This window comes from Nocardioides sp. CCNWLW216 (genome assembly GCF_037120545.1).
Lineage (GTDB): Bacteria > Actinomycetota > Actinomycetes > Propionibacteriales > Nocardioidaceae > Nocardioides > Nocardioides lianchengensis.
In genome coordinates this window covers 152,016-178,029 of the sequence record NZ_JBBBBJ010000010.1, presented here as the reverse complement: position 1 = coordinate 178,029, position 26,014 = coordinate 152,016, and the positions used below count along the sequence as shown (strand labels likewise).

Here is a 26,014-nt window from a genome sequence, read left to right as displayed (position 1 = left end):
AGTGACGGCTACCACAGTTCAGAAATGCGAACGTGGTTCGATCTGTCGCTCGCCCGGAAGGTCCCGTCGCCGATGTCGCACTCCCGCCGCCCGCTCGTGGTCGGTCTGCTCGTGGCGGTCCTCGCGGCCGCCGGCCTGCTCCCCCTCGCCACCGCGCCCGCAGCGACCGGCGCCGAGGGACGGACCTGGGTGGTCGACGCCGTCGACGACGCCTACGGCAACCGCTGGGAGTCGGTGGACACCCTCACCTCCGAGGTGCGGATCGCGGTCGGGGACACCGTGGAGTGGCAGTTCGACCGGGCCGCCATGGCCCACGATCTGACCTCCGAGGACACCCGCGCGGTGTGGCCGGAGCCGATCCTGGAGCACCGCGACATCGACGGGCCGCCGATCCGCCGTACCTTCTCGGCGCCGGGGACCTACTTCTACCTGTGCTCGATCCACGGCACCCTGATGCGCGGCAGCGTCGTGGTCGAGGAGCCCGGCGCGAACCGGGCGCCGGTGATCGCGCCGGTCGTCGACCCGACCAGCGGCCCGGCGCCGCTGCTCGTCCACGCCACGGCCAACGCCACCGACCCCGACGGCGACCCGCTGACCTACCACTGGGACTTCGGCACGGCCGACGACGCCTCGGACACCTCGACCGCGGCACACACCATGTACGCCTACGACGAGCCCGGCGCGTTCACCGCGACGCTGACGGTCTCCGACGGCCGAGGCGGCGTCACCTCCGAGCAGTTCCCGATCTCCGCCGAGGCGGCCAGCCCGGTCTCCGCCTCCGCCACGCCGACCAGCGGCACCGCCCCGCTCGACGTCGCCTTCACGGCCGCGGCGACCACGACCGGCCTGAGCTACGCCTGGTCCTTCGGCGACGGTACGACGGGCTCCGGCGCCTCGCCCGACCACACCTACGACGAGGCCGGCAGCTACATCGCGACGCTCACCGCCTCCGACGCCGGCGGCGTCGTCGGCACCGACACCGTCGCGATCACGGCCACCGAGGACGGCCACGCCCACCTCCCGACGATCGTTGCCACGGCCACGCCCGGCAGCGTGAGCGCCCCGGCCACGGTGGCGTTCTCCACCGAGGTGACCACCACCGGCGAGCTGCGGTCGTACTCCGACGGCCTGGTCTCCTTCCCCGAGCTGCTCGGCACCGCCACGCTCGTACGACGCCGCGGGTCCACCACCGCCTCCCTGGCGGTGAGCGGCCTGAGGCCAAGCACCGTGCACCCGAACGTGCACGTCCACGAGCAGCCGTGCGCCCAGGACCGCGGGGGTGCGCACTTCCGCTTCGACGAGACGCAGCCGTTCAGCGCGGCCAACGAGATCTGGCCGACCTTCACCTCCGACGCCGAGGGCCACGCCGCCGTGGCGGTCGAGCAACCGCTGCGAGCGGGTGCCCGGGCCGTCTCGGTCGTCGTCCACGACCCCGACAACAGCGCGAAGCGGATCGGCTGCGCCGACCTCGCGCCCGCGACCGGCGAGCTCGCCTACTCCTGGGCCTTCGGCGACGGCAGCACCGGCACCGGCCCCGACCCGGATCACACCTACGCCCGGGCCGGCCGCTACACCGCGACCGTCACGGTCCGCAGCGTGCACGACGGCCACGGGATGGGCCTCGACGGCAGCCGGACCGCCTCGGTGCCGGTCGTCGTCACCGACACCACCGCCCCCGACACCCGGATCACCGGCGGACCGACCGGCACCGTGGCCTCGGGCCGGGCGGCGTTCCGGCTCACGAGCGAGTCGGGTGCGACCTTCTCCTGCCGCCTCGACGCCCGCGCCTGGTCACCCTGCTCCCCCGCCCCCGTCCTCCGCGGGCTGCGCGACGGCGGGCACCGGCTGCAGGTGCGCGCCACCGACGCGGCCGGCAACACCGACCCGACGCCCGCCGTCCGCACCTGGACGGTCGACACGACCGGCCCGCGGGTCCGCGACCTCCGCCCGGCCGGGAGCACCCGCGACCGCACGCCGACGCTGCGCGCGAGGGTCACCGACCGGCGCTCCGTCGTACGACGGGTGGTGCTGCGGGTCGACGGACGTCCGGTGCCCGGTCTTCGGCTGCGCGGCGACCGGCTCACCGCGACCCCGCGTCGCGCGCTGGCGCCGGGGCGTCACGTCGTACGCCTGATCGCCGCCGACGCCGTCGGCAACCGCACCGTGCGGACCTGGCGGTTCACCGTGCGTCGGTGACCGTCCGCGTCCAGCGCAGCCCGTCGTACGACGCGAGCCCGCGACGCTCGAACTCCTCCAGCCAGCCGAGCATCGGCCACGCGCCCCAGCGGCGGTGGAAGAGGGCGGCGTTGCGGAGGATGTCGTCGAGGTGCTCGACGGGCGGACGCGACACCGGATGGTGCTGGTGGAAGGCCCGGGCCGCGCCGTCCCAGGCCAGGCCGAGACCGCTCGCGACCAGCCGACGGCCGAAGTCGGTGTCCTCGGCGCCGTAGCCGACGTACTCCGGGTCGAAGCCGCCCGCGGTCGCCCAGGCCGCCGGCGAGAGCGCGAAGGAGAGCGACCAGAACAGATCCGGGTCGGCGTCCCAGCTGACGTCGCCGGGCGCGGGCGCCGGCCGGCCCGGGTGCGGGTCGTCGAGGGCGGTCAGGTCGGCCAGGGGGTAACCGCCGTCCGGGGGCGGGGCCAGGTAGGTCACCGGGCCCTGCCAGACCGTCCGCGGGTGGGCCAGGACCCGCTCGGCGTACGACGCCACCAGGTCGGGGCCGGCCAGGCAGTCGACGTCGAGGCACACGACGACGTCGGCGCCGGCGTCGAGGGCGGCCCGGGCGCCGCGGTTGCGGGCCCGGGCGAGCGGCAGGCCCCCCGGGTCGGTCGCCACATGCAGCACCCGGCTGCGCAGGCCGACGACGTCGGTCGGGACGATGGCCGGGTCGTCCATCGCCACCACCACGTAGTCGTCGGGCGGACGGGTCGCGGCGGCCAGGGTCCGGTGCTGGCCCCGGAGGTGCTCGTGGCGGCCGTGGGCGAGCGTGACCACGGCGACCCGGCTCATGCCGGCACCGGGCTGACCGCGGCCACGACGTCCAGGAACCGCTCCGCGGCGTGCCCGTCGCACCAGCGCGACCAGCCGCGCCCGTCGAGCCCGGCCGCCCGCTCCAGTCGGCGCGCCCAGCCGTCCTGCGGCCAGGTCTGCTCGACCAGCACGGGCAGCCCGGCCGAGGCGAGGGCGCGGGCCGTGGTGCGCTGCTCGTCGTGCGGCCGTCGCTGGGGTACGACGACCGCGGGCCGGCGCAGCGCCGCGACCTCGGCCAGCGCGTTCTGGCCCGCGTGCGTGACCACCACGTCGGCGTCGGCCAGCACCGGCCGGGGATCGTCGACCCAGCTGCCGAAGCGACGGCTGAGCACGGTCCAGGACCAGTCCGGGGCGGAGGCCCGCGCCCGGACGACCGAGGCCTCGTCGAGGTCGTCGCCGCCGGTGCCGGCGAGGACGACGACCCGGGGCGGGCCGGGGCGTCGTACGGACGGTGCGCCGACCGGGAAGCGGCTGACGGCGCCGATCGGCCGCAGCCGTAGGAGCACGTCGTCGGGCAGGTCGCGCACCAGGCCGGGCACATCGGCCGGCCAGCAGCCGACGAGCGCGTCGGCGACGCCCAGCCCCAAGGCGTGCGCCGCGTCGCCACGGGCGCCGGGAAGCACCACGGCCACGACCGGCACGCCGTGCAGCCGTACCAGCAGCGCGACCTCGACCGAGACGTCGACCACGACGCACGCAGGCCGGGCGGTGGCGATCCAGGCGGCCAGCGCGGCGGTGCGGTCGCGGAGTCCGTCGTCGCCGAGCGGCACCCAGTGCAGCCGACCGTGGGCGGTGGGCCGCAGCGGGCGCTCCCCCTCGTCGTCGCGGCGCAGCTGGACCCAGGGCCCGGGCCAGTCCGCCGGCCGGGGCAGGGACGAGAGGCCGGTGACGACCCGGCCGCGGGCCGCGGCGGCGTGGGCCACCGCCGTGGCGCGATGGAGGTGTCCGCTGCCGTGGTGGTGGACGTAGTAGCCGATCACGCCGCGGCCACCACGTCGACCAGGGAGTCGTAGAGCCGCTCGTAGTCGTCGACCATCCGGTCCAGCGAGCAGTGCCGCTCGGCGTGGCGTCGTACGACGTCGCGGTCGCAGGCCCGGGCCTCGGTGATCGCCCGGGCGAGGTCCGCGACGTCCCCGGCCACGGCCAGCGCGCCCGTCCCCGGGGCCACGATCTCGGGCAGGGCACCGCGGGCGTAGGCCGCGACGGGGGTCCCGCAGGCCATCGCCTCGGCGGCGACCAGTCCGTAGGGCTCGTCCCACGCCGGGGTCACCAGGGCCACCGACGCCCGGCCCAGCAGCCGGGCGAGCGCCAGGTGGTCGAGGTGCCCGACGTGCACGGCGCTGGGCCCGAGACGCGGGGCGATCTCGGCCCGGAAGTAGTCGTCGTCGGGCGCCGGCCCCGCCAGCACCAGCGGTACGCCGGCCGCCGCGGCGGCGTCGATCGCCTCGTGCGGGGCCTTCTCCCGGACCAGCCGGCCCGACCACACGGCCGGACCGCCTCCCGGTCCCGCGCGCCACCGGTGGACGTCGACCCCGTTGAGGATCGTGGTGCTGGGCACCGCGTGCGCCCAGGCCTCGGAGGTGCAGCGGCTGACGGCCACGAAGACGGCCGAGTCCGGGGCCAGCGCCGCCGCCGACTCCAGCCACGGGACGGGCGGGGTGTGCAGCGTGGTCACCAGCGGCACGGTCAGCGCCGGGGCCATGGCGACGGGCAGGTGGTGGAGGCTGTTGTTGTGGACCACGTCGAAGCGCTCGGCACCGTCGCGGACCAGGTCCAGCATCAGGCCGAGGTAGGCGTGGTGCTCGGCCATCCACAGGTCCGAGGGCGCGTTGACGTCGAGCCGCGCGGCCGCGCTCCCGTCGTACGTCGGCACGGCGAGCTCGTGGACGTCGAGCGCCGGGTCGGACCCGGACGCGGCGAACAGGGTCACGTGGTGGCCGCGGCGGCCGAGCTCGATGGCCAGCGCGTGCGTGAGCGCCTCCAGGCCCCCCGCGAAAGGCTCGCGGATCGGGAACCTGCTCGACGCGACCAGGCAGATGCGGAGCGGGCGGACGCTCCTCACCCGGCGGCCCGGACGAGGGCTCGGTAGAGAAGGTCGTGCGCGCGGGCCACGTGGGCGCGCTGGTGGCGACGCAGGTCGATCGAGGCGCCCAGCCGGGGCCGGGTCTCGTGGGCCAGCACGATCGACTCGGCGAGCGTGCCGGCGTCGTACCGGTCCTCGTCGAGGAGGTAGCTCAGCACCGGCCCCTGGTCGGCGTAATAGCCGCAGGTGGGCGCCACCACCGTCGTCCCGAGATCGCGGCAGGCCTCCAGCCAGCCCGAGTGGGTCCCGAACCGGTAGGGCAGTACGGACACGTCGAGCGAGCCGAGGTAGTTCCAGAGCTCCGTGTCGCTGAAGTAGTCGTGGACCCGGAGCTCCAGCTCCCCGGCCGCCTCGCGCTCGCGGAGGTACGACGCCAGCTCGGCGTCCCGGCGGTCCCCGGCGTCGTCGAGGACGTCGCGGTGGGCGTCGACCTGCAGCACGGCACCGGGCAGGGAGCCCACGGTCTCGACCAGCGTCGGCAGGATCGCCATCGGGTCCATGGCCGCGCGCAGGCTCTTGACGTGCAGCCCGACCCGGAAGTCCCAGCTGCGCCGCCGGGCCCGGGCGTCCTGGGCGACGGCCATCGTGCGGAGGTCGACGACGTGCGGGTGCGGGAGCACCTGCGCCTCGCGGGCCCACCGCTCCCGGATCTCCCCCGCTGCGCCGTCGGTGAGGGTGACCAGCGCATCGGCGGCCGGGACCAGCACGTCGAGCTGCTCGTCGTGCAGCCTCCGCGTCCGGTGGTGCGGGTTGCGCAGGTCGTGGACGGTGAACACGAGCGGCTTCCCGCGCTCGCGCAGCACCCGCACCAGGTCGGCCAACCGCTCGGGCGAGACCGCGTCGAAGCCGAACTGCAGGTGGAAGACGTCGAAGTCCGCGCTCGCCGCCCACTCCGGATCGAGCATCACCGGCGGCCACCAGCGCTGGGTGGCCGAGCGCGTCGGGTCGGACGGGTCGGGGTCCGGGAGCCGCCGCGGGGCGGGCCCGTTCTCGGGGGCGAGGTGGCGGACGTAGACGTGACCCGACGGCACGGACGCGACGGTGATCGCGTCCCCTCCCGGACGGGCTGACGTGGGCTGCAGGACGGTCACACCACCAGGTACCCGGGCCCACGCGGGGCCAGGATCGCCCGAGGGGGTGATCGGGCGCGCCGGCCGGGTTCGTTACCCTCCCCCGACGCCCCCTCGCCCACTCCGGGTACGACGAGAGGAACGAGATGTCCCGCCACACGCTGACCCGCCTGGCCGCCCTCCTCGGGACCGCCGCGCTCTCCGTGACGCTGCTCGGTGTCCCGGCCCAGGCCGACACCGCCCGGGTCGACCCGGTCCGCTACGACCCGGTCCGGCCGGGGGCGCCCGCCCCCAAGGCGGCCGCGACCGTCCGGGTCCCGGGCTCGTTCACCGGCTACGGCTTCGACGCCTGCACCGCGCCGAGCCAGGCCGTGATGGACCGGTGGCGCGAGGCGTCGCCGTACTCCGCGGTGGGGATCTACACCGGCGGCGTCAACCGGACCTGCCCCCAGCCCGCCCTGACCGCCGACTGGGTGCGCACCCAGGCCCGCCGGGGCTGGCACCTGCTGCCGATCCACGTCGGGCCGCAGTCGAGCTGCGCCGTGAACCGGGAGTTCCCCGTCGAGATGTCGCTCGACCGGGCCACGGCCGAGCAGCAGGGTCGCGCCGAGGCCCGGACCGCCGTGACCGCGGCGAGGGCGCTGGCCATCGCCGGCGGCAGCACCCTCTACTACGACCTCGAGGACTACGACCTCGGGCCGGACGACTGCCGGCAGGCCGCGTTGTCGTTCCTCTCCGGCTGGACCAAGCAGCTGCACGCCCTGGGCTTCCGCTCCGGCGTCTACTCCAGCATCGGCGCCGCGATCACCTCGCTCGACCTCGCCGACCGGGTCTCCGCCGGCTCCTACGCGATGCCCGACGACATCTGGTTCGCCTGGGGCAACGGCCGGGCCGACACCCGCACCGACTCTCGGGTGCAGAGCAAGCGCTGGGACGGCCACCGGCGGATCCACCAGTACCGCCTCGACATCGTCCAGTCGTACGCCGGCTCCGCGATCAAGATCGACCAGAACTGGGTCGACGTCGGACGCGGCTCGGTGGCCTCGCGCAGCCCCCGCCTCTGCCGGGGCGTGAACGTCGACCTGCGCCGCTACCCCGCCCTGCGCCGCGGCAAGCGCGGCGCCGCCGTCGAGGCGGTCGAGTGCCTGCTGCGCAAGCAGCGCTTCACCCGGGTCAAGCCCGACGGCCGGTACGACGCCCGCACCGTCAGGGCCGTCCGCAAGGCCCAGCGCCGGCTCGACCTGAAGGTGACAGGCCGCGTCGACCGGCGGACCTGGGTCGCACTGTTGTCCCGTGGCACGCGTCCGCTGCTGAAGGTCGGCGAGACCGGTCCGAACGTCCGCCGGGCCCAGCGCGCCCTCGGAGCCAGCCTCCGCGTCCGCGTTCGCGTCGACGGTGTGGTGACCGTGCGCACCGCCGCCCTGGTCCGCAGGTTCCAGAAGCGCGAGGGGCTTCCCCAGACCGGCAACGTCACCGCCGTCACCTGGCGCCGACTGCAGGCCGGCGGCTAGCCACCCCGCTGACCCGTCACTCAATGCCCGCTTTCGGCGGCGTGTCGGATCTGGATCGACGGGTCGGTCCGCGTGCAGATCCGGTACGCCGTACGCCGACCCGTCGATCGTGGACCGACACGCCGAGGAAACCCGGCATCCAGTGACGGGTCGGCGTCGGGTGGGGCGGGCCCTAGGCTGGAGCCGCCCATGCAGACCCCACCGCCGCGCGCCCGCCGCCTCCTACTGACCGTCGACGCGCCCTCGCTGCTCCACCGCAACCACCACGCGCGCGCTCACACCGACCTGCGCGACCGGCAGGGGCGACCCGCCTGGGCGCTGCACGGGATGCTGCGGCAGATCCTCGAGGCGGTCGACCAGTTCGCCCCGGACGCGCTGCTGTTCGGCCTCGACGACCGTCGTACGTCGGTGCGCGAGGGGCTCTATCCCGACTACAAGGCGGGTCGGGCGGTGAAGGACGCGACCCTGGTCGAGCAGCTGGAGCGGGCCGGCGCGCTGCTGGAGGCGCTCGGCTTCCGCACCGTCACCCCCGACGGCTTCGAGGCCGACGACGTCAACGCCTCCGCCGCCGAATGGGCCGGGCGCGAGGGCTGGGACTGCGTCATCGTCACCTCCGACCGCGACTCGTTCGCCAACATCAGCGCGCACACGAAGGTGCTGCGGGTGATCGACGGCGGCATCACCGGCTCCCCCCTGCTGTCCCCCGCCTCGCTCCGGGCGATGTACGGCGTCGCGCCGGAGAACTACCTGGCCTTCGCCGCCCTGCGCGGCGACGCGAGCGACAACCTGCCCGGCGTCGCCGGCATCGGCGAGAAGACCGCCCCGGTGCTGCTGGAGCAGATGGGCTCGATGCAGGCCGTGTGGGCCGACATCGACCACGCCGGGGGCGCGAACCTGGTCGCCACGCTCGACTCCTGGTCGGTCGAGACCGGCGGTCGCCGGGTCGGCACCACGCTGCTGAAGCGGCTCACCGCCCCCGGCGCCCGCGAGCGCTACGACTTCAACGTGTCGATCATGGCCGGCCGCACCGACCTCGAGCTCGGCCTAACCCCCGACGTCCCCGGCTCCCCCGGCCTGCTCCCGCTCGAGCGGACCCGGGTGTCGCGCGTGGTCGACTTCCTCGGCGTCGGCGCCACGACGGACCTGGCGCTGCGGGTGCTCACCGAGCCGCCGGCGTCCCTCGGCTGAGCGGCCGCCTGCCCGCGGTCCCACGAACAGCGCAATTGCGCTGGTGACGGGTCAGTAGCCGACGTACCCGCCCGTAGCCGGCGCAATTGCGCTGGTTGCGGGACCGCCGGGCGGGCGATCTGCGAAATGGATCTGTGAACGCAGGTTTTGCCACATCAGCGCCAGGGTAAAGAAACGTCAGGCACCCAGCACCACCAGCTCCGCCCCCGTCTCGGTCTTACGCAGCCCGTGTCCCGGGGGCGGGCTGCATTTGCAAGCCGCCGCGTGCCTCGGCGGTCGGGGCATGGCTCGCCCCGCCCCCGCGGGGCGAGCCGGGCGGTCCGGGGCGGCGGGTATGGCCCCCGAACCAGCGTTCATCTGGCAACATCTGGGGAATGCCGAACGACTCGGGCTCGGAGAGGCGCGCGCTCGTCGTCGAAGATGACGACGACATCCGCTCGCTGATCGAGTACACGCTGACCACGCAGGGCTTCGAGGTGCGCGCCGTGACCTCGGGGACCGCCGCCGTGGAGGCCGTGCGCACCTTCGACCCCGACCTGATCACCCTCGACCTCGGGCTGCCCGGGATCGACGGCATCGAGACCTGCCGCCGCATCCGCGAGCTCACCGAGGCGTACGTCGTGATGATCACCGCGCGCAACGAGCAGATCGACCGGCTCCTCGGCCTGGAGACCGGCGCCGACGACTTCATCGCCAAGCCGTTCGACGCCCACGAGCTGAAGGCCCGGGTCAACGCGATGTTCCGCCGGCCGCGCCGCCCGTCGGCGGCGACGCCCGTGGCGACGCCGGCCGCGACGGCCGAGCCGGAGACCACCCACGAGGTGCTCCGGCACGGTCTGCTGCGCGTCGACGTCGACGGCCGCCGGGCGTTCAAGGACGGTCAGGAGCTGGCGCTGACCCGCACCGAGTTCGACCTGCTCACCGAGCTGATGCGCAGCCCCGCTCGGGTCTGGTCGCGCGAGACGCTGCTCCGCTCGGTGTGGGGCACCGACTGGTCGACCGACACCCACCTGGTCGAGGTCCACATCGGCAACCTGCGCCGCAAGCTCGGCGAGACCAAGGACACCAAGTACGTCCGCACCGTGCGCGGGGTCGGCTATCGGATGGAGGCGGCAGACTCCTAGTGCCGTGCGTCGGACGTTGTTGATCGGTTGGCGTGCTCCGGGTGCGCGAAGCGTCCAAGGACTTTCGACGCCCGGCACTAGGCCGCGAGGTACTCCTCCAGCGCCGCGTGCGCGCGCTGGGCCGCGTCGGGCAGCATCGAGGCGCGCATCCGGGCCGAGGGCGCGTCCTGACGCCGTACGTCGAGCTCGATCTGCTGAGCGAGCTCGGCCAGCTCGCAGGTGCCGACGGTGGTCGAGGAGACCTTCAGGCTGAGCGTGGCGTCCATCGCGTCGACGAAGTCGGGCGCGTGCAGGGCGCCGGTGATGCGAGCGATGCGGTGGTCGAGCAGGCCCCGGTACTTCTCCGCGAAGGCGCGCGCGAACGCGCGGTCCTTCATGTCGTGCGCCAGCTTCGCCAGCGCCTGGGGGTCGAACACGCTCACCACTCCTCGAGCTCCCTGGGTCCCGCGCCTCTCCCTCAGGCCCCGGACGGCCGCGGGGCGAAGCCGCGGCCGCCCGGGGGGTCTGTGACCAGCAGGGTGCTGGTGGATCGAGGCGACACCCTGAACTGTGCCGGGCCAAGATCAAGCCCGACCGGCCCAAACCCTCAAGGAACGCGCAAAGATCAGCGCGGGGCGACCAGCTCGGCGAACCAGCCCGCGACCACCGCCGGGTCGTGGCGCAGCGCCTCCTCGTGCACCGCGACCTCGGCGACCGCGTGCCCGGGGACGTCGGCGGAGGCCGACCAACCGAAGCACGGCAGCACCCCCTCGCGGGCCATCAGCCCGATCAGCCGCTCGGTCACCAGGTCCGGCTCGACCTCGGCACTGACCTGGAAGGTGTTGGTGTGCGGCGGGTCCGGCGCCACCCGAAGCCCGCGCTCCACCAGGGCCGCGGCGAGGTCGCGAGCCCGCTCGACGTACGACGGCACCTCGGGGAGCCGGTCGCGCAGGCCGACCAGCGCGGAGACGGCGTACGGCGTCATCCGGTAGAGCGTGCCGCCCATCCGGGTCCGCCACTGCCGCAGCTCGTCGGCGACGTCGGGCTCGGTGGCCACGGCCGCGCCCGCGAGGCCGCCCAGGCCCTTGTAGAACGAGACGTAGACGCTGTCGGCCAGGCCGGCGACCTCGGCCAGCGGCCGGTCCCAGAACGGCTGCGACTCCCACAGCCGGGCCCCGTCGACGTGCAGCGGTACGGCGAGCTCGCGGCAGGCCTCGGAGACCCCGACCAGCTCCTCCCAGGACGGCAGCAGACAGCCCGCCTCGCGCAGCGGCAGCTCCACCTGCACCGCCCCCAGCCCGGCCGGGAGCGCCCGCACCCGGGCCGCCGTCGGCACCTCCCGGCCCTGGGTCAGCCACTCGAAGCGGAACCCGTGCAGCAGCCGAGGCCCGTCCTGCTCGTGGTGCAGCTGATGGGCCAGGTCCGGGATCGCGACCCGGGTCGAGCCGCGCCGGTCGCACCAGGTGCGCAGGGTGGCCTGCTGGGCCATCACGCCGCTGACGAAGAAGACCGCCGCCGGCTTCCCGAGCAGCTCGGCGACCTCGGTCTCGAGCCGCTCGACCGGGCCGCCCGCGCCGTACCCGTCCCAGCGGTCGAGGCCCAGGTCGGCGCTGGCCCGGGCCAGCGCGGCGAACGCGCTCGCCGGTGCCTCGCGGCGACGCCAGCCCACCACCGGGCAGGCCAGCATCGCCGCGCGGAACCGGGCCTCGAGATCGTCGGTCACCCGAACAGTCAACCGTGCTCAGTCGACCGTGTCGAAGAACCCCGCGAGCGCCGGGACCCGCCGCAGCACCAGCTGGTCGAGGGCCAGCACGACCAGCAGCGACAGCCCGAACAGCGGCAGCAGCAGCCCCAGCCCGACCAGCGCCACCAGCAGCAGCGGCGAGCGGACCAGCGGCAGCTTGCCGCGCGGGGCACCCACCCGGCCCGCGCCACGCGGCCGGCGCCGCCACCACATCAGCGGCCCGGTGACGCACATGAAGATGATGGCCAGGCACATCAGCGCGGAGCCCCAGAACGACCACAGCCCCAGGCTGCGGCCCTCGTGCAGCCCGATGCCGTGGGTGACCACCTTCGCCAGCGCGGGGTAGTCGTCGAAGCCGTAGGTCGAGACCACCTGCCCGCCGTACTGGTCGATGTGGACGGTGCGCTCGTCCGACGGCGCGTCGAAGGCGTAGCCGATCACCGAGTAGACGCCGCCCTCGTCGTTCGGGATGGTCACCGTCATCGGGTGCCGCAGGCCCTCGCGGTTCGCCACCTCGATCGCGGTGTCGACGTTGGCGGTGTTGGTGCCGTCGTGGCTGTCCGGGTCGGAGGTCGGGACCTCCGACTTCTGGCTGCCCCAGCCGACGTCACGCGAGTGGCTGTGCGGCAGCGACTCGTCGAGCGTCGAGAGCGGGTCGGACGCGGCGCCGTGGTCCTCCGACCACATCGAGGTGCCGCGGTCGGTGGCGATCTCCTGCACCTTGGCGCCCCACAGGCCGGTCCACGGCAGGCCGGAGATCAGCAGCATGAGCAGTCCGACACCGACGAACGAGCCGACGACGCCGTGCCGCGAGCGCAGCTTCGCCCCCTTGCGGCCGGCCTTGCGCATCCGCCGGCGGGCCTTCCAGCCACGCACGAACAGGAAGTAGCCGGTCAGCGCCATCACGATGGCCCAGCAGGCGCCCAGCTCGAGCAGCCGGTCGCCGAAGGTCCCGGTCATCAGGTCGGCATGGAGGCGGACCGCCGTACCGCTGAGGGTGGAGTCGGGGTCCATCGAGCCGAGGACCTCGGGCGTGTAGGGGTCGACGAACACGTCGCGTCCGCTGCCGTCGGCCGTGGTGACCGAGAAGATCGTCGGCCGGCCCTCCTCGCGCGGCTCGGCCATCGACATCACGGTCACGTCGGGGTAGGTCTGCCGCACGGCCGCGAGCTGGGCGGAGTAGGGCTGCTGGACGGCGTCCGCGGACGGCACGTCGACCTTCATCAGGTCCGGGTGCATCAGCGGCTCGAGCTGGAAGCGGAACAGGTAGATCAGCCCGGTCACGGCCAGCACGAGCAGCACCGGCACGACCAGGAAGCTGGCGAAGAAGTGCCAGCGCCAGATGGCGCGGAACAGGCCGCCGCCCTTGCCGCGCTCGCGGCGCTCTCGCGGTGGTGGGGTCGGGGCAGGGGTCGGTGGGGTCAGGGTGTCGGTCATCGGTCCTCGGTCGGGTGCGGTCGAACGGTCGTCGGCAGGGTCAGTGCGCGACGAGCGGAGGACCGCGCCGGGACACGGCCCGAGCGAGGACGAGCGAGCGAAGGGCGGCGGAGGGTGCGGGCGCCGCCGGCCCGAGACGTCGTACGGCGGGCAGCGGGCGGAGCCGGGCCACCACGACCCGGACGGCCAGGGCGATCAGCGTGAAGAGGGCGCGCTCTCCGACCTCCAGCCAGAGGCCCACGGCCGCGGCGACCAGGAGGTGGGCGAGCATCATCGGCGCGTGGCCGGTCAGGTGGTCGAGCAGGTGGCCCACCGGGAGGGTCGGGCCGCCCGCGTGCGCGCCGCCGGCATCGAAGGCGTCCTGGAAGGACCCCACCCGACGGCCGTCGACGGTCGGGAGGCTCCCGCCGGCGGGCAGCGGCCCGGCCGCGGTCCGCGCCGGGTCTCCGGCGTGGCCGGCCGCCGTCGAGAGCACCAGGTGGACGGCGGTCTGCCCGCCGACCAGGAGTACGACGAGCCGCAGCGCCGTGGCCGGCCGGGCCAGGAACGCGGCCGCACCGACCACCGCGACGACGTACAGGAGCGCCATCGCCACCGGCCCGGGCAACAGCCCGTCGGCCGTCACGTGGCCCAGCGCCCCGAGGAAGACCGTCACCGAGGCGAGCAGGACCGCACGGCCCCACAGCACCCCCGGATCCGTCCGCCCCGTCATGGCACCAGATCCTCCCACGTGAACCCCCGCAAGGGCCGAGTCAGCACTACTGGTGCTGACTCGGCCCTCCATTGCTGCTGACTCGGCGGGCGTGGGGGTGGGTCAGTTGAGGATGCGCATGGTGCTGGGGACGCCACCGCCGCGGTGGACGTCCTCGACCAGCTCCTGGAGGGCGGTGAGGGCGACGTTCTGGGACATCGGACCGTAGGAGACGCGGGCGACGCCGAGCTCCTCGAGGCGCTCCAGGGACGGGATGCCGGGGATGCCGATGAGGGTCAGCTTCTGGGGGCCGAAGGCCTCGACCAGGGTGGTGACCTGGGCCTCGTCGAGACGGCCGGGGACGAAGACGACCGGGGCGCCGGCGTCGAGGAAGGCCTTGCCGCGCTCGACGGCGTCCTTCAGCACCTCGGCCGGGTCGCGGTCGCCGGCCTTGACGAAGGCGTCGGTGCGGGCGTTGAGGACGAAGTCCGGCACGCCCTCGGCCTCGGCGGCCCTGATGATCGCCTCGACGTTCGCGGCGGCCTCGGCCAGCGGGCGCATCTGGTCCTCGATGTTGGCCCCGACGACGCCGATGCCGATGGCCTGGCGGATCGTCTCGGCGGGGTCGCCGTACCCGCCCTCGAGGTCGGCGCTGACCGGGAGCTCGGTCGCCTTCACGATCCGCTCGACGGCCTCGAGCATCAGCTCGCGGGGGATGTTCTCGCCGTCGGGATAGCCGTACGACGCGGCGATCGAGTGGCTCGCGGACGCGAGCGCGGTGGTGCCGGGTACGTCGGCGACGACGGTCGCGCTGATGACGTCCCAGACGTTCACGACGGTGAGCAGGGTCGGGTCGCGGTGCAGCCCGAGCAGCTGGGTGGCCTTGGAGGCGGTGCCTGATGAGAGGTCGGTCATGGAGCCGACGCTACTCAGGTCTCCCAGAACACCCGGTCCACGACCGCGCGGGCCAGCCGGGTGTAGCGCAGGTGGTCGTTGAGCATCGCCTCCGACTCCCCCGGCCCGTAGCCCAGGATGCTCGCCACCGCCGCCCGCTCGCGTGGGTCGCGGGGCAGCTGGTCGCTGGGCTTGCCGCGCACCAGGGTGACCGCGTTGCGCACCCGGCTGACCCGCCGCCAGGCCTGCTGCAGCACGGCGGCGTCGTCCTCGTCGACCAGTCCGGCCTCGCGGGCCGCGGCCAGCGCCGGCATCGTGCGCGGCGTGCGCAGCCCCGGCACCTCGCCCGAGAACCGCATCTGGAGCAGCTGGACGGTCCACTCGATGTCGGCCAGTCCGCCGCGGCCGAGCTTGAGGTGGGTGTGCGGGTCGGCGCCCCGGGGCAGCCGCTCCTGGTCGACGCGGGCCTTGATGCGTCGTACCTCGAAGACGTCCTCCTCGGAGATCCCGCCGGCCGGGAAGCGCAGCGGGTCGACGAGCTCCTCGAAGCGTCGCCGCAGGTCGGGGTCGCCGACGACCGCATCGGCGCGCAGCAGCGCCTGCGCCTCCCAGACCTTCGACCACTTCGCGTAGTAGGCCGCGTACGACGACAGCGTGCGGGTCAGCGGCCCCTGCTTGCCCTCGGGCCGCAGGTCGGCGTCGACCAGCAGCGGCGGGTCGCCACCCGGCAGCGCGAGCAGCCGGCGCAGCTCGTTCGCCACCGCGTTCGCGTACGACGACGCCTGTTGCGCGTCGGCCCCCTCGACCGGGTCGTGCACGAACAGCACGTCGGCGTCGCTGCCGTAGGACAGCTCGAAGCCGCCGTACCGGCCCATCGCGACGACCGCGAGCCGGGTCGGGGCCTCGTCGAGCTTCCGCTGCGCCCGCACGGCCGAGCCCGCGATCGCCAGGGTCGCCTCGAGGGTCGCGTCGGTGAGCCGGGACAGGCCGGCCCCGACGTCGGCCACGTCGGTCAGCGCGAGCAGGTCGCCGGCCGCGATCCGCAGCAGCTCGCGCCGGCGCACCGCCCGGACCGCCCGGACCGCCTTCTCGGGGTCGCCCTGCCGGGCCGCGCTCGCGAGCATCTCCTCGGCCAGCGCCTCGGCCGCCAGCGGCGCGAGCGACTCGCCGAGCATCCGCACGCCCTGCGGCTCGCGCTCGAGCAGCGCGGTCGCGTAGCGGGACGTGGCGAGCACGTGGGCCAGCCGGGTGGCGACCTCGCCCTCGTCGCGCAGCGTGGCCAGGAACCACGGCGTCTCGCCGAGCGACTCGCTGATCCGCCGGAACCCGAACAGCCCGGCGTCGGGATCGGGCCCCTCGGCGAACCACTGCAGCATCGCCGGCAGCAGCGCCCGCTGGATGTTGGAGCGGCGGCTGACCCCGCTGGTCAGCGCCTCCAGGTGCCGCAGCGCGGCCTGCGGGTCGAGGTAGCCGAGCGCCCCGAGCCGCTTGACCGCCGCCTCCGGCGAGAGCCGTACGTCGTGCCCGGGCAGCGCCGCCACGGCGGACAGCAGCGGCCGGTAGAACAGCTTCACGTGCAGACGGCGCACCTCGCGCCGGTGGTGCGCCCAGGTCTTCTCGAGCGTCTCGACGGGCGCCTTCAGGAACCCCATGCTGCGGCCCAGCCGGCGCAGCGACGGCTCGTCGGCGGGCACCACGTGGGTACGACGGAGCTGGTCGAGCTGGATCCGGTGCTCCAGGGTGCGCAGGAACTCGTAGGCCTCGTGCAGGGCGATGCCGTCCTCGCGGCCGACGTACCCGCCGTCGGTGAGGTGGGCCAGCGCGCTCAGCGTCGTGGGCGAGCGGATCGACTCGTCGGCCCGGCCGTGCACCAGCTGCAGCAGCTGGACGGCGAACTCGACGTCGCGCAACCCGCCGGAGCCGAGCTTGAGCTGCCGCTCGGCGTCCTTGGCGGGGATGTGGTCGACGACCCGGCGGCGCATGGCCTGGGTGTCCTCGACGAACCCCTCGCGCTCGGCCGCACTCCACACCATCGGCGCGACCAGCTCGACGTACTCCTGGCCCAGGGCGAGGTCGCCGGCGACCGGCCGGGCCTTCAACAGCGCCTGGAACTCCCAGGTCTTCGCCCAGCGCTCGTAGTAGGCGCGGTTGCTGGCCAGGGTGCGGGTGAGCGGCCCCTGCTTGCCCTCCGGGCGCAGGTTGGCGTCGACCGGCCAGATGGTGCCCTCGCGGGTGTGGTCGCCGCAGATCCGGATCAGGTGGCTCGCCAGCTGGGTGGCCACCCTGAGCGCGGCGTTCTCGGGCGCCCCCTCCACCGGCTCGTGGACGAAGACCACGTCGACGTCGGAGACGTAGTTGAGCTCGTGGCCGCCGCACTTGCCCATCGCGATCACGGCCAGCCGGACCTGGCCGGCCGTCTCCCCCACCCGCTGCCGGGCGACGGCGAGCGCCGCCTCCAGGGTGCCGGCGGCCAGGTCGGAGAGCTCGGCCGCGGCGTCGTCGAGCCCGAGGTCGTGGGTCAGGTCGCGCGCGGCCAGCCGCAGCAGCACCCGGCGGTACTCCACCCGCAGCGCGTCCACGGCGTCCACGTCGGGCACCGTCGCCGTGGGGGTCGGGTCCTGCGGGTCGGCGCCGACCACCCGCAGCAGGCCCGCTCGTACGGCGAAGGCCGGGGGCCGGGTCGACCCCAGGGTCGGGTCGGTCAGCTCGAGCCAGTGCTCGGGGTGCCGGGCCAGGTGGTCGCCGAGGGCCTGGCTGGCGCCGAGCACGCCCAGCAGCCGCATCGCCGTGCCCTCGTCGTCGCAGAGCGTCCGGAGCATCGCGGCCGGGTCGTCGAGCGCCTCGGCCAGTCGCACCAGCGCGCCCAGCGCCCGGCTCGGGTCGGCGGTGCGGGCCAGCAGCGCGAGCAGGCAGTCGGCAGCGTCGTCCCCGAGCCGGGCCAGGTCGGCCTGCGCCGCCTCGGTGTCGTCGAAGCCCAGACGGAGCAGGTTGCCCTTGCTCGTCGCCGCCCGCATCACGACGGCGACACCCGGGCGGCCACCCGCGCGAACCCGTGGGCCAGCGGCGCCCAGGTGGCCGCCAGCTCCGCCGCGGCCGCCTCGACCGCGCCCAGCAGCTCCGCCTGGTCGATCCCGGCCGCCTCGTGGGAGCCCGCGTCGTCGGCGGCCCAGCGGCCGAGGATCTCGTGGTCGACCTCGGGGTGCAGTTGGAGGCCCCACGCCCGGGGCCCGAACCGGAGCGCCTGCACCTCCCCGGCCGGCGCGGTCGCCAGCAGGACGGCGCCGGCCGGCGGCTCGACCACCACGTCGTTGTTCCAGTGCACCCCACGGGCCGGCGCGGGCGCCTCGGCGAGCGGACCGAACAGCTCGTCGGTCGCGGCCTCGGCGGTCCAGCCGACCTCGAGCAGGCCGAGCTGCTGGCCGGCGGGGTTGCGTCGTACGACGCCGCCGAGGGCGCTGCTCACGAGCTGATGGCCGAGGCAGATCCCCCACAGCGGCACCCCGTCGGCGACCGCTGTCCGGGCGAGCGCCTTGGTCGGCGCCAGCCAGGCGTGCTCGACGTCGTCGTCGGCGCCCATCGAGCCGCCGAGCACCAGCAGCCCGTCGTGGTCGGCCAGGGTCGCCGGCAGGTCGTCGCCGGCGTACGGGCGTCGTACGTCGAGCTGGGCGCCGGCGTCGACCAGCCACCCGCCGACCAGGGCCGGCGGGCAGTCGTCCTCGTGCTGGACGACCAGGATCGGCATCAGATGACCGGGAGCATCCGGTCACGCTCGAAGGCGGAGACCTGGCCGCGGTACTCGTCCCACTCCGCGCGCTTGTTGCGCAGGAAGAAGTCGAAGACGTGCTCGCCCAGGGTCTCGGCGAGCAGCTCGGAGTCCTCGGCGATGGCGATCGCCTCGTTGAGGCTGCGCGGCAGCGGCTCGATGCCGAGCGCCTTGCGCTCGCGCTCGGTCAGCGACCAGACGTCGTCCTCGGCCTCGCGCGGGAGCTCGTAGCCCTCCTCGATGCCCTTCATGCCCGCGGCCAGCATCACGGCGAACGCGAGGTAGGGGTTGCAGGCGGCGTCGAGGGTGCGCAGCTCGACCCGGGTCGACGGGCCCTTGTTGGGCTTGTACATCGGGACCCGGATCATCGCCGAGCGGTTGTTGTGGCCCCAGCAGATGTACGACGGCGCCTCGCCGCCGAACATCAGCCGCTTGTAGCTGTTGACCCACTGGTTGGTGACCACGGTGATCTCCGGCGCGTGCCGGAGCAGGCCGGCGATGAACTGCCGGCCGGTCTGGGAGAGTTGGTACTCGGCGCCGGCCTCGTAGAAGGCGTTCTGGTCGCCGTCGAAGAGCGAGACGTGGGTGTGCATGCCCGAGCCGGGGTGGGTCGTGAACGGCTTCGGCATGAAGCTGGCCCAGATGTCCTGGCCGAGCGCCACCTCCCGGATGACGGTGCGGAAGGTCATGATGTTGTCGGCCGTGCTGAGCGCGTCGGCGTAGCGCAGGTCGATCTCCTGCTGGCCCGGGCCGCCCTCGTGGTGGCTGAACTCCACCGAGATGCCCATCGCCTCGAGCATGGTGATCGCCTCGCGACGGAAGTCGGCGCCGTGCGACTGCGCGGTGTGGTCGAAGTAGCCGCTGCGGTCGACCGGGATCGGGTCGGCGCCCGCGACCGGGCTGTCCTTGAAGAGGTAGAACTCGATCTCGGGGTGCGTGTAGAAGGTGAAGCCCTTCTCCGCGGCCTTGCCGAGGGTGCGCTTGAGGACGTGGCGCGGGTCGGCGTACGACGGGGAGCCGTCGGGCATCACGATGTCGCAGAACATCCGGGCCGTCGACGGGCCCTCACCCGTGCGCCACGGGAGGATCTGGAAGGTCGACGGGTCCGGCTTGGCCAGCATGTCGGCCTCGTAGACCCGGGCGAAGCCCTCGATCGCCGAGCCGTCGAAGCCGATCCCCTCCGCGAACGCGCCCTCGAGCTCGGCCGGGGCCACCGCGACGGACTTCAGGAAGCCCAGCACGTCGGTGAACCAGAGCCGGACGAACCGGACGTCGCGCTCTTCGAGTGCGCGGAGTACGAAGTCTTCCTGCTTGCCCATGGCTGCAGCGTAGTGGTCGCTCAGTCGCCTTCGAGCACGTGCTCCTCGCGGTCCGAGACCGTCGGCCGGCCCCGGTTGCAGAACACCTCGATCTCGATCGAGCGCGGGCCTTGCGCGAACACCGCGTCGATGTCGTCGTCGGGCTCGGTCTCGAAGCTGACCACCTGCCAGCCGGCGGCGGTGTCGGGGCGCGCCTCGATGCCGTGCGCGACGGTGCCGCGGCACTCCACGACGAGCGCGCCGAACTCGTCGTCCAGCTCGGTGCGCACCCGCTGGGCGTCCGGGTCGGCGCTGGGGGTGGCGGCGAGGTCGGCGGGCGGCAGCGCCGTGCCCACCTGGCCGCGGTCGCGCACCCCCGCGCCCGCGCTGGTCACCGCGAGCACGCCGACCGTCACCGCGAGCGCCGCGGCGACCACCCAGGCCAGGGCGTAGCGCAGCGCTCGTGAGGTCACGCGCCCACGCTAGACGGTGGGTGGGCTCCGCTACGGTCTCGGTGTGGCGCAGGTGCTGATCATCGAGGACGACGCCCGGATCCGGCCCCTGCTGATGAAGGCGCTCGGCGAGCGGGGGTACGCCGTCGCCTCGGCCTCCACCGGTATGCAGGGCCTGTCGATGGCCGTCGAGAACCGTCCCGACCTGGTGATCCTCGACCTCGGCCTGCCCGACATCGACGGCACCCAGGTGCTGACCATGCTCCGCGCCGTCAGCGACGTCCCGGTGATCGTGGCCAGCGCCCGCGACGACGACCCGTCGCTGGTCGGCTGCCTCGACGCGGGCGCCGACGACTACGTCGTCAAGCCCTACACGACCACGCAGCTGGAGGCGCGGATCCGCGCGGTGATGCGCCGTGCAGGCGGGACCGCCGAGGCCCGCGGACCGCTGACGGTCGGCGGGCTGGAGATCGACGTACCCGGGCGGCGGGCGTTGCTGGACGGGGTCGCGCTCGACCTGTCGCCGCGCGAGTTCGACCTGTTGCGCCACCTCGCCGAGCACGCGGGCGAGGTGGTCACCAAGCGGCAGCTGCTGACCGACGTGTGGCACCAGGCCTGGGGCGGGTCCGACAAGACCGTCGACGTCCACCTGTCCTGGCTGCGCCGCAAGCTCGGCGAGACCGCGGCCGACCCGCGCTACCTGCACACGGTGCGCGGCGTCGGCGTACGCCTCGCGGCGCCCGGGGCCTAGGCGTGCGCCGCAGCCTGATCACCACCGTCGCGGCGGCGGTCGCGATGGTGCTGCTCGCGATGCTGGTGCCGATGGCGGTGCTGCTGCGCGACTACGCGCTCGAGGACCGGCTCTCGCGGGCCGCGCTGGAGGTGCAGGCCACCGAGGCCGCCGTGTCGCGCTACGGGACCGACCGCGGCGACCTCCAGCAGTACGTCGAGAGCATCAACCGCGGCGACGGCGTCCGCACGACCGTGCTCTACCCCGACGAGATCAGCGTCGGTCCGGACCCGGGCGAGGACTACGACACGGTGCGGGCCCGCAACACCGGCCAGGCCCGGATCGCCGACGTCGACGACGGGGTCGAGTTCCTGGTGCCGGTCTCGCTCGGCGGCAGCTCCGCCGCTCCCGGGGACACCCCGGTGATCCGGGTCGTGGTCGAGCGGCCCGGGCTGGAGTCGGGGATCGTGCGCAGCCTCGTGGTGCTGCTGCTCCTGGGTCTGCTGCTGCTGGTGGGCGCGCTGGTGCTGGCCGACCGGCTGGGCCGCTCGTTCGTGCAGCCGGTCCGCGCGCTGGCGGCCTACGCCCAGCAGCTCGGCGACCGGCGGCGACCGGAGCCCGTCGTACCAGCGGGGCCGCCGGAGGTCCGGGAGCTCGCCACGGCGCTGAACCGGCTGGTCGGGCGGATCGAGGTGCTGCTCGAGCGGGAGCGGGCCGGGGTCGCCGACGTCTCGCACCGGCTGCGCACTCCGATCACCGCCCTGCGGCTGCGCATCGAGGGCGTCGCCGACCCCGCCGAGCGCGAGCGGCTCGCCGGCGACCTCGACGAGCTGGAGGCGATGGTCGAGCACGTCGTCCGCGAGGCCCGGCGCTCCGAGCGCGAGGGCCTGGTCGCCTCCTGCGACGCCCTCGCGGTGGTGGCCGAGCGGGCCCGGTTCTGGGAGCCGCTGGCCGAGGACCAGGGCCGCGACTTCACCCTCGCCGTCGACCCCGGGGTCGCGCTCGTGCAGGCCGCCGAGGAGGACCTGCGCGCCCTGGTCGACGTGCTGCTCGACAACGTCTTCACCCACACCCCGGAGGGGGCGGCGGTCCGGGTGTCCGGCCGGCTCCGCGACGACGGCGGGGCGGTGCTGTCCGTCGAGGACGACGGAGCCGGCTTCCCCGACGGACTCGACGTCGTCGGACGCGGTACGTCGGGCGCCGGCTCGACGGGGCTGGGGCTCTCCATCGTCGACAAGACCGCCACCGAGTCCGGTGGCGGTCTGTCGGTCGGGTCGTCCCCGTCGGGCGGCGGACGGGTCGTCGTGGAGCTCGGCCCGCCCGCCTAGGTCACTGGATCCCGGGGATCAGCGGACGACGATCTTGGCGCCGCACTTCTGGGTGCTGCCGACCCGCTTCGCGGAGAACCGGAAGGTGTCCTTGCCCTTGGTGTTGCGGGCGAACCGCTCGAGGTCGAGGTCGCCCTCGGCGTCGGCGGTGCGGGTGACCTTGGCGATCCGCTTGCCGTCGTGGCGGACGGCGACGACCCACGTCGAGCCGGGGGTGACGCGGTCGAGGTCGACGTTGACCTCGAAGCCGCGGCCCTCGCGGTCGACGGAGAGCTCGTAGCTGCCGGTGCCGCAGCGCCCGTGCCGCTCGACGTCGGCGCTGGCCGGCATGGTGGTCGCGACCAGGGCGGTGGCGGGGACGGCCGCGAGGGTGAGGGCGGCGATGGTCTTCTTCAGCATGGGGATCTCTTCTCGCTCGGTGTCTCGTGGGTGAGGATCAGCGGGTGAGGCGGGCGACGCAGGGCTCGCCGCCCTCGGGGGTGGCGGTCACGGTGAACTCGTCGCCGTCGTCGCCGTTCGCGGGGACGTCGACGTCGAGCTCGGCGTCCTCGTCGGTGGTCCGGGAGCCGTCGAGGAGGGTGCGGTCGCCCTGCTCGACCAGGACCTGCCAGGTCTCGCCGGCGTTGGCGGCCTGCAGCTCGAAGGTCACCTCGACCTGCCCGTCCTCGTCCTCGACGGCCAGCTCGTAGGCGTTGCCGCCGCAGGTGTCGCGGACGGAGGTCTCGTCATCGCCGCCGAGCGCCAGCCAGGCACCCAGCCCGACCGCCACCAGGACGGCGACGGCCGCGACGGCCAGTACGGCCTTCTTCATGTTCACTCCCGGGGTTCGTGTCGATCTGACTCCCGAAGGTTCGCGCGGCGCGCGCTAAGCGCGAACCAGGCGATCGCTAACGGCAGGTAAAGCCGACCACCCGTAATCCGCCCGCAGCGGCCCGGCCGGGGATACGGTGGCGGTCGCTGTCCCCCACCTGTGCGAGGCCGTCCCGTGAGCTCCACCCGTCCCGTCGTCGCCGGCACCGCGCTCGCCGCGCTCGCCGCGCTCGCCGTCACCGGCCTGGCCCTCCCGGCCCCCGCCGGCGCCCCCGACCCGGCCGGCCGGGCCGCGGAGGGCGTCGTACCGCTGGACGGCGCCGGTCGTACGACGGCGCCGGAGCGGAAGGGTCCGCGGCCGAACATCCTGATGTTCACCGTCGACGACATGACGGTCGGCGACCTGCCCTACCTGCCCAACCTGAACCGCTACCTGGTCAAGAAGGGCACCACCCTCACCCAGGGCACCGCGCCGACGCCGATCTGCGTGCCGGCGCGGGCCAGCCTGCTCACGGGGCAGTACGCCCACAACCACGGCGCGCTGACCATCGAGGGCACCGGCGGCGGCTTCGACGCGTTCCGCGACGCGAACACGCTGCCGGTCTGGCTGCGCCGCGCCGGCTACGACACGTTCTTCTCGGGCAAGTACCTCAACGGCTACGGCATGGACGACCCTCGCTACATCCCGCCGGGGTGGACCGGCTGGCGCGGGTCGGTCGACATGAGCACCTACGGCTTCTACAACACCCGCTACAACATCAACGGCGACGTCGTCACGAAATCCGCGCACAACTCCGACGTGCTCAACGGCTTCACCACGAAGGTGATCGGCGAGCGCGCGAAGAAGCGCAAGCCGTGGTTCATGTGGACCAACTTCGTCGCCCCGCACCACGGCGGTCGGCACGAGTCGGACGACCCCTCGACCGACCTGCTGAAGACGACGATGCCGGCCGCGCGCGACCGCAACACCTTCCGCGACCTCGACCTGCCTCGTGACCCGGAGATGTGGAAGGCGGGCGGCAGCCCGTGGGCGAAGCCGCCGGCGTCGCCGGCGTTCAAGCGGGCGGTGCGCGAGGCCAACCAGCAGCGGATCGAGTCGCTGCAGTCCGTCGACGACGCGGTCGGCGCGGCGGTGCGGAAGCTGCGTCGTACGGGACAGCTGAGGAACACCTACCTGATCTTCACCTCCGACAACGGCTTCCTGGTCGGCCACCACAACAAGGACGGCAAGCTGGTCCCGTTCGACCGGTCGCTGCGGGTGCCGATGGTCGTGCGCGGCCCGGGGATCCCGAAGAACCGCCGGGTCGCGACGCCGACCACCAACCCCGACATCCCGGTCACCATCGCGGCCATCGCCGGCGCCAGGCCGGGCCGCAAGGTCGACGGCGTGAACGTGTTGCCCTACTGGCGCTCGCGCACCGACTACGTCCGCCCGATCCCGATCGAGGCCTATCCGGTGAAGGGGGGTCGCGGCCGGATCTACTCCGGCATCCGCTACGGCCAGTGGACCTACGTGCTGCTGCCCAGCGGCAAGGAGGTGCTCTTCAACCGGGCCACCGACCCCGGCGAGCTGAAGAACGTGGTCCGCAAGAGGAAGTACCGCTCCACCGTGCGCGAGCTGCGCCGGCTGAACCGGGGCTACCGCGACTGCGCCGGCGCGACGTGCCCGGGCACGGAGACCTTCACCGCGCGCTGATCGCGCGTCCGGCTAGGCGTCGTTGGCGCAGCGGAAGCCCAGGTTGCCCGACGTCGAGTCGGGGTACGACGAGGACCGCGCGGCGACCCGGTAGCGGTGGCAGTAGGAGTCGTGGCACAGGTACGACCCGCCGCGCATCACCCGGGTCTCCCCCGCGTCGGGCCCGGTCGGGTTGTCGGGCCCGAACGCCGTCGCGGTGTCGGCGGCGAACCAGTCCGCGCACCACTCCCACGCGTTCCCGCTCATCTGGAACAGGCCGTAGCCGTTCGGCGCGAACGCCTTGACCGGCGCGGTCGTCGCATAGCCGTTCTCCGCGGTGTTCACGGTCGGGAAGGTGCCGGTGAAGATGTTGACCGGCCACCGCCCGCGCGGCCGCAGCTCGTCGCCCCAGGCGAACCGCGCCCGGTCCAGCCCGCCGCGCGCCGCCTTCTCCCACTCCGCCTCGGTCGGCAGCCGCTTGCCCGCCCACGCGCAGTAGGCCAGCGCGTCGTCGTACGAGACGTGCACGACCGGGTGGTTCTGCCGCTTGGTCACGTCGGAGGCCCGGCCCTCGGGGTGCCGCCAGCTCGCCCCCGTCACCGCCAGCCACCACGGAGTCGCCTCGGGCCGGCCGACGACGTCGGACCCGTCCCCGTCGTACGCGAGGTGGAAGACCGCCGAGTAGCCCTCGCGCTCCGCCGTCGTTACGTGGCCGGTGGCCTTCACGAACGCCGCGAACGCCTGGTTGGTCACCGCCGTCACGTCGATCCGGAACGCATCGACCTGCACCACCCGCGCCGGCCCCTCGCCGTCGCCGGGGTAGGCCTCGTCGTGCGTGTCCCCCATCCAGAACTCCCCCGCCGGCACCAGCACCTGCCCCTTGGTGCTGGGCGTGCCGGTCGTCCTCGGGCGCTCGGCCGGCCGTCGCGTCGCGCTGGCGTAGGTGAGGTCCGGGAGCCGTCCGGCTGCGCTCGTCCCCGCGCAGCACGAGGGTGACTGTTCGTCCACCCCTCCACGCTTTCACACCCCGCCACCGTGGTTGAGCAGGTCGCAGCGACCGTGTCGAAACCCGGTGAGCCGACGTACGACGCCGAGCGTGCCCTCCGCTCGCCCGACGGCCTGCAGGCCGCGCCCCACGCAGGTTGAGGTGCGAAGGCCGCCAGGCCTGAGCCTCGAAACCCGGCGAGAACACGTACGGCGCCGAGC

Annotated in this window: 23 protein-coding genes; 7 read left to right on the top strand and 16 right to left on the bottom strand. The window is 74.1% G+C overall.

Annotated features, from left to right (window positions below; genetic code table 11):
* Nucleotides 1-24 precede the first annotated feature (24 nt).
* Nucleotides 25-2,196, top strand: coding sequence for a PKD domain-containing protein (locus tag V7S47_RS20585; protein ID WP_336563319.1), 2,172 nt, complete (start codon nt 25-27; stop codon nt 2,194-2,196).
* On the opposite strand, the gene V7S47_RS20580 is transcribed toward V7S47_RS20585, so the two are convergent.
* Genes V7S47_RS20580 through V7S47_RS20565 form a run of 4 tightly spaced genes read right to left on the bottom strand, consistent with a single transcriptional unit; the run spans nt 2,180 to nt 6,145 of the window.
* Nucleotides 2,180-3,010, bottom strand: coding sequence for a glycosyltransferase family 2 protein (locus tag V7S47_RS20580; protein ID WP_336563318.1), 831 nt, complete (start codon nt 3,008-3,010; stop codon nt 2,180-2,182). The genes V7S47_RS20585 and V7S47_RS20580 overlap by 17 nt on opposite strands.
* Nucleotides 3,007-4,011: a glycosyltransferase gene (locus tag V7S47_RS20575; protein WP_336563317.1), complete on the bottom strand. Its 1,005-nt coding sequence runs from the start codon at nt 4,009-4,011 to the stop codon at nt 3,007-3,009. Before V7S47_RS20575 ends, V7S47_RS20580 begins: the two co-directional genes overlap by 4 nt.
* Nucleotides 4,008-5,093 (bottom strand): glycosyltransferase, encoded by a 1,086-nt coding sequence (locus V7S47_RS20570; RefSeq protein WP_336563316.1) that lies wholly within the window; start codon nt 5,091-5,093, stop codon nt 4,008-4,010. Before V7S47_RS20570 ends, V7S47_RS20575 begins: the two co-directional genes overlap by 4 nt.
* Nucleotides 5,090-6,145 (bottom strand): glycosyltransferase family 1 protein, encoded by a 1,056-nt coding sequence (locus V7S47_RS20565; protein WP_336563315.1) that lies wholly within the window; start codon nt 6,143-6,145, stop codon nt 5,090-5,092. The genes V7S47_RS20570 and V7S47_RS20565 overlap by 4 nt, the downstream gene beginning before the upstream one ends.
* 185 nt (nt 6,146-6,330) lie before the next feature.
* On the opposite strand from V7S47_RS20565, the gene V7S47_RS20560 reads away from it, so the two are divergent.
* The 3 genes from V7S47_RS20560 to V7S47_RS20550 all read left to right on the top strand — a co-directional run bounded on the left by V7S47_RS20560 (nt 6,331) and on the right by V7S47_RS20550 (nt 10,007).
* The gene (locus V7S47_RS20560) at nt 6,331-7,695 is read left to right on the top strand and encodes a glycoside hydrolase domain-containing protein (protein WP_336563314.1); all 1,365 of its coding nucleotides are present in this window, start codon (nt 6,331-6,333) and stop codon (nt 7,693-7,695) included.
* A 189-nt stretch (nt 7,696-7,884) separates the two neighbouring features.
* Nucleotides 7,885-8,883, top strand: a complete 999-nt coding sequence (locus V7S47_RS20555) for a 5'-3' exonuclease (RefSeq protein ID WP_336563313.1) — start codon at nt 7,885-7,887, stop codon at nt 8,881-8,883.
* A gap of 374 nt (nt 8,884-9,257) precedes the next feature.
* Nucleotides 9,258-10,007: a response regulator transcription factor gene (locus tag V7S47_RS20550; RefSeq protein ID WP_336563312.1), complete on the top strand. Its 750-nt coding sequence runs from the start codon at nt 9,258-9,260 to the stop codon at nt 10,005-10,007.
* Nucleotides 10,008-10,084: 77 nt separating this feature from the next.
* On the opposite strand, the gene V7S47_RS20545 is transcribed toward V7S47_RS20550, so the two are convergent.
* From V7S47_RS20545 to V7S47_RS20505, 9 genes are all read right to left on the bottom strand, one after another.
* Nucleotides 10,085-10,423 carry a hypothetical protein gene (locus tag V7S47_RS20545; protein WP_090858947.1) on the bottom strand — a complete coding sequence of 113 codons (339 nt, stop codon included), beginning with the start codon at nt 10,421-10,423 and terminating at the stop codon, nt 10,085-10,087.
* Between the two features lie 188 nt (nt 10,424-10,611).
* A complete protein-coding gene (locus tag V7S47_RS20540) occupies nt 10,612-11,709 on the bottom strand; it encodes a threonine aldolase family protein (protein WP_336563311.1) in 1,098 nt (365 codons plus the stop codon).
* A gap of 18 nt (nt 11,710-11,727) precedes the next feature.
* Nucleotides 11,728-13,167, bottom strand: a complete 1,440-nt coding sequence (locus tag V7S47_RS20535; RefSeq protein WP_336563310.1) for a PepSY-associated TM helix domain-containing protein — start codon at nt 13,165-13,167, stop codon at nt 11,728-11,730.
* 40 nt (nt 13,168-13,207) lie between these two features.
* Nucleotides 13,208-13,879 carry a hypothetical protein gene (locus V7S47_RS20530; RefSeq protein ID WP_336563309.1) on the bottom strand — a complete coding sequence of 224 codons (672 nt, stop codon included), beginning with the start codon at nt 13,877-13,879 and terminating at the stop codon, nt 13,208-13,210.
* Between the two features lie 102 nt (nt 13,880-13,981).
* Nucleotides 13,982-14,773 carry an isocitrate lyase/PEP mutase family protein gene (locus V7S47_RS20525; protein ID WP_336563308.1) on the bottom strand — a complete coding sequence of 264 codons (792 nt, stop codon included), beginning with the start codon at nt 14,771-14,773 and terminating at the stop codon, nt 13,982-13,984.
* 14 nt (nt 14,774-14,787) lie between these two features.
* The gene (locus V7S47_RS20520) at nt 14,788-17,769 is read right to left on the bottom strand and encodes a bifunctional [glutamine synthetase] adenylyltransferase/[glutamine synthetase]-adenylyl-L-tyrosine phosphorylase (protein WP_442945368.1); all 2,982 of its coding nucleotides are present in this window, start codon (nt 17,767-17,769) and stop codon (nt 14,788-14,790) included.
* On the bottom strand, nt 17,766-18,494 hold the full coding sequence (locus V7S47_RS20515; protein ID WP_336563307.1) for a type 1 glutamine amidotransferase: 729 nt from the start codon (nt 18,492-18,494) through the stop codon (nt 17,766-17,768). The genes V7S47_RS20520 and V7S47_RS20515 overlap by 4 nt, the downstream gene beginning before the upstream one ends.
* Nucleotides 18,494-19,834 (bottom strand): glutamine synthetase family protein, encoded by a 1,341-nt coding sequence (locus V7S47_RS20510; protein WP_090858968.1) that lies wholly within the window; start codon nt 19,832-19,834, stop codon nt 18,494-18,496. Before V7S47_RS20510 ends, V7S47_RS20515 begins: the two co-directional genes overlap by 1 nt.
* A 20-nt stretch (nt 19,835-19,854) precedes the next feature.
* Nucleotides 19,855-20,286 carry a hypothetical protein gene (locus V7S47_RS20505; RefSeq protein WP_336563306.1) on the bottom strand — a complete coding sequence of 144 codons (432 nt, stop codon included), beginning with the start codon at nt 20,284-20,286 and terminating at the stop codon, nt 19,855-19,857.
* 43 nt (nt 20,287-20,329) lie between these two features.
* On the opposite strand from V7S47_RS20505, the gene V7S47_RS20500 reads away from it, so the two are divergent.
* Together V7S47_RS20500 and V7S47_RS20495 are read left to right on the top strand one after the other, a co-directional pair.
* Nucleotides 20,330-21,016, top strand: coding sequence for a response regulator transcription factor (locus V7S47_RS20500; protein WP_336563305.1), 687 nt, complete (start codon nt 20,330-20,332; stop codon nt 21,014-21,016).
* Nucleotides 21,017-21,018: 2 nt separating this feature from the next.
* Nucleotides 21,019-22,323 (top strand): sensor histidine kinase, encoded by a 1,305-nt coding sequence (locus tag V7S47_RS20495; protein WP_336563304.1) that lies wholly within the window; start codon nt 21,019-21,021, stop codon nt 22,321-22,323.
* A gap of 18 nt (nt 22,324-22,341) precedes the next feature.
* Here the strand turns inward: V7S47_RS20495 and V7S47_RS20490 are convergent, their stop codons facing one another.
* Nucleotides 22,342-22,722 (bottom strand): hypothetical protein, encoded by a 381-nt coding sequence (locus V7S47_RS20490; RefSeq protein WP_336563303.1) that lies wholly within the window; start codon nt 22,720-22,722, stop codon nt 22,342-22,344.
* Between the two features lie 37 nt (nt 22,723-22,759).
* Nucleotides 22,760-23,134 carry a hypothetical protein gene (locus V7S47_RS20485; RefSeq protein ID WP_139175642.1) on the bottom strand — a complete coding sequence of 125 codons (375 nt, stop codon included), beginning with the start codon at nt 23,132-23,134 and terminating at the stop codon, nt 22,760-22,762.
* Nucleotides 23,135-23,308: 174 nt separating this feature from the next.
* On the opposite strand from V7S47_RS20485, the gene V7S47_RS20480 reads away from it, so the two are divergent.
* Nucleotides 23,309-24,829, top strand: coding sequence for a sulfatase family protein (locus tag V7S47_RS20480; RefSeq protein ID WP_336563302.1), 1,521 nt, complete (start codon nt 23,309-23,311; stop codon nt 24,827-24,829).
* A gap of 12 nt (nt 24,830-24,841) precedes the next feature.
* Here V7S47_RS20480 and V7S47_RS20475 read toward each other — a convergent pair whose 3' ends face one another.
* Nucleotides 24,842-25,816 (bottom strand): formylglycine-generating enzyme family protein, encoded by a 975-nt coding sequence (locus tag V7S47_RS20475; protein ID WP_336563301.1) that lies wholly within the window; start codon nt 25,814-25,816, stop codon nt 24,842-24,844.
* Nucleotides 25,817-26,014 lie beyond the last annotated feature (198 nt).